The following is a 3,891-nucleotide window of genomic DNA, read 5'->3' on the forward strand; positions in this document are numbered from 1 at the left end:
GGGTTTCGCTGCCGTCGGTGAGGCCTTTGCCTTTGCTGCCGCCGATCTGGAAGCTGAAGCCGTTTTGCTGGCCGAAGCCGAAGGTGACGCCGAAGCTGCTGCCTTTGCTGCTGTTCTGGCTGTGGACGTTGGCCTGGTTGACGGCGGCTGCGAGCTCGATGTTGCGGGCGGCATCAAGGTCAATGTCCTTGGCCTGCAGCTTGGCGCCTTCGGTGCGGATGTCGGTGTCACGGGCCAGCAGGACAATGCTTTGTGCCTGCAGGTTGCTGCCTTTGGCGCTGCTGCTGCTGCTGTCGCTGCTGCTGGAGGATTTGCTGTTGCTGAAGCCGACCGAGATGCCGATGCCGGGTTCGTTGTTGGTTTTTTGTCCGCCCTGGCCGTTGGTGCCTTGGCCGCCTTGGCCGCCTTGGGTGTTGTCGCTGCCCTGGGTGTTGCTGTCCTTGGCAGGGGCGTCACGCTCTGCTTTGTATCTGTCCCATTTCTCTTTATCCGTCGCCAGCTTGTAGCTGTCGTAGCCGGCCTTGAGGGCGAGCGCGGTGTCAAGGCGACTGTTACCGCTGCCTTTGCGAGCGGCTTCCAAGTTGTTGAGGATCTGGTTGAGGGGGCCGCCGATGTAGCCGGTGAGGCTGGCACCGACACTGACGCTCTTGCTGGCGCTGCGGCTGTGGCTGCTGTCGCTGTTGTAGGCGGCGAGCAGGTCAATATTACTGGCGTCGATCAGGATGCCTTGCCCGGCCAGCAGGTCGGCACCGACGGTGGTAACGCTGCCCTTGCCTTTGACTTCACCACTACCACCGGCGATGAGACTGAGGTTGCCGCGGTTGGCGGAGAGCAGGCTGGTGACGGCAGTGTGGCCGTTGCCATTGCCATCCTGGGTGGCCATGCTCTTGCTGAAGCCGGTGATGCCAATACTGCTGCTCTTGCTGTCGAAGTGGCGGTCGTTTGTGCGCTGCTCGTGGGCAGCGTCAATCAGGATGTTGCGTCCGGCCTGGACGGTGAGGTCCTTGTCGGCCAGCAACATGCTGCCGCGAACGGTGGTGTCGCGTCCGGACTGGACGTTGATGTTGCTACCGCTCAGCTCACTGCTGACAGCGCGCTCAGAAGTACCGTTCTGCAGCAGATTGGTACGGCTCTTGCTGTAGGTGGGGCCGGTAAAACCTATTGTAAAGCCACTGCGCTTGTCGTGATATTCATAGTGGTTGCTGCTGCGCTCGGTCTGCTCGGTGATGTTGACGTCCTGCTGAGCCAGTACATTGAGGTCTTGCTGTGCGGACACGCGGCTGCCGGAGATGGTGAGGTTTTTCCCGGACTGGATGTCCAGTTGGCCCATCACTTGGATGTTGCTGCCAATGACAGTCTCGGTAGCTGTATCCCTGATTTCGTCGGTTTTACGGCGGAAGCCCTTCTTGTGTTGCTCGGTGTGGTTCTGGAAGGTCTCGGTTGCTGCCGTGATGGTGACATCCCCTCCGGCTGCAATCAGGGCATTGCCGGTGGTGGACAGCTGAGTGCCTTGCAGGGTCAGGTCCTGACCCGTCAACAGAGTCAGGTCACCACGGCTGGCCAGCTGGCTAACATGCTGGCGTGTGCCGCTGCTGGACCAGGTTTCGTCATGGCCCTGCCCTTGCTGCCCGCCCGCCGTGTACTGCTCGGTGACCGTACCCAAGCTCAGATTGCGGCCTGCCTCAATGCGCAGGGCACCTTCGGATTGCACTTGCGTGCCATTGAGCAGCACATCACGGTTGGCGGCCAGCTGAACCTGCCCCCCTTGCAGCACGCCGCCCTGGCTTTGCAGGTCATTGCGGGCCAATAGCTGCAGCGGTCCACCCGCTTGCAAAGTGCCATTGCGGTTAATCAGGTCATTGGCAGATACCAGCAGCCCGCTGTCTGCCACCATGGCGCCACTATTTTGCAGCTGCTGAACACTCAGGTTCAGGTTTTTGGCCATGACCACCGCACCGTTCGGCGCCAGACGGGTCGGTACATTCCCGGCCAGGTAGAGCTGGGGCACCAGCACGCGCTGGCCGTTGACCACGCGCTCCTCCATCCAGACCATGTCTTCGGTCAAGCGGCCCAGCTGGGTCGAAGTCAGCGCAATGCCGGGGCTGATTTGCAGGCTGCGGGCAAAGCGTGCGGCGTTATCCAGCAGGGTGCGATAATCGGTATTGGCATCGGTATTGAAAGCGTATTGCTTGCCAGTACGCTGCATCAGCTGGTTACGCACCAGTTGCTGTTCGTAGGCACCATCGCCCAGGCGCTTTTGCATGCGCTGCGGGTCAATCCCCAGGCTGCTCAGGAAATAGTCTGAGCTGAGGAAGCGGTTCTTGTCGGTGAACAGCGGATTGCCTTCAATCAGGTAGCGAGGGTTATCGCTGGATGCGAGGATGAACAGTCCGTTGCCACTCACACCAGAGACATTGAGCTGCCCGGAATTGTTCAGGGTTACCCCCCCGCCCAGGCTGGTCGGCGGAGTACTGCTATTCCCGGAACCAGTAACCACATAGGCACTTTGACTCAGGCCATTATCGTTGACGAAACTGGCCAGACCGCTGACAGTGAGGGTATTACCGGCACCGATGATGCTGCTGACACTGCCTTGGGTCTTGACGTGGTGCAAAGGCGCCAGATAGATATGAGAGCCTGGCCAATGGTTGCTGGCTGCCGTACCGTCCTCATAGATCGGCTGGATCGTCACATCCGAGGTCAGCGCCAAACCCGTATTGGTAAAGCTGCCACCGGTCAGCTGGATATTATTACCTGCAATGATGTTGCTATAGCGGTTGCTGCCCGTGCCTACATCCAGCGTCAAATCGTGTCCAGCCAGCAGTCGCGCAGGCTGCGCGACAAAGCCGGGGTTCAGTTGCTCAATGTATCCATCGACTTTAAGCTGAACTCGTTTGTCTGTGCCCGTGTAGGGCAGCCAATGCTGGTATTGCACCAGTTCGGGAACATAGCTTAGCCAATAGTCATAGAAACCCTGAGCACGGGAGATGGCATTGGCGTAGTTTGGGTGCTGGGCAATCTGGATCTGGTCTGAAACCGGTGAACTCACCCGGTAAGCGGCAGGGTCTGCCCCCAGGTTCTGAAACTGGGTTGCCCGGATTTCAACATCGCCTTGCTGTGCCTCCATGCGAGCACGGTCGTTCAGCACCACGCTGGCACGGGCATTATTGCTGCCCGTCACTTTCAGGTGTCGTCCGGCCTGAACTTCCCCTCCAGACTGGTTGTACAGCTCCCCCACCACCAGCCGTGTATCCCGTCCAGACAGGAGCACAGCAGTATTGCTCAGCTTGCCAGCCTCGACATGCAGGTCCTGCGCGGCATATGTGACACCTTGGTTGTTCAGCTGCGTAGCCGCGAGATTCAAGTCACTGGCCGCAACCAGACTCCCTGTCTGGGTCACCTGATTGCTCACTTGCAATATCAGTTGGCCCTGGGCGCCCAGCGTGCCATCGCTGCGCAAACCGGCTGCCAGCATGCCGGTATTGTTCAGGTTGGCAGCCTGTAGCTGCAGATTGCCCCCTGAAGCCAGCCGTACGCTGTTACTCAGGTCTCCATGCACTTGCAGTGCAGCATCCCCTGCTGCGTAGAGGTTGCCACCCAACTGAAGTTGTCCGGCTTGCAATTGCAGCTGGCTATTACTGGTCAGTCCCTGCTGTAGATTCGTCAGGCCGGTGCTGTCCAGGCGAAGGTTGCCCCCGCTTCGCAGGCTACCTGCAATCTGCAGGTTCTGAGCGGATTGCAACCGCAGGTCACCCCCACTTTGGACATTACCATCCACCTGCAGCTGACCTGCATTCACCTGCAGGTTGCCACCACTGGTCAGCCCTTGCTGCAGACGGACTTGTCCCGTGCTGTTCAGAGTGAGGTTGTGCCCGGTCAGTACGCGTCCAT

General features: G+C 59.6%; 1 protein-coding gene. It reads right to left on the reverse strand.

The window, feature by feature from the left end:
- Positions 1-3,891: hemagglutinin repeat-containing protein (locus HF682_RS17600; RefSeq protein WP_168878657.1), on the reverse strand; the 3,891-nt coding region annotated here is incomplete at both ends.

Source organism: Leeia aquatica (assembly GCF_012641365.1).
GTDB lineage: Bacteria > Pseudomonadota > Gammaproteobacteria > Burkholderiales > Leeiaceae > Leeia > Leeia aquatica.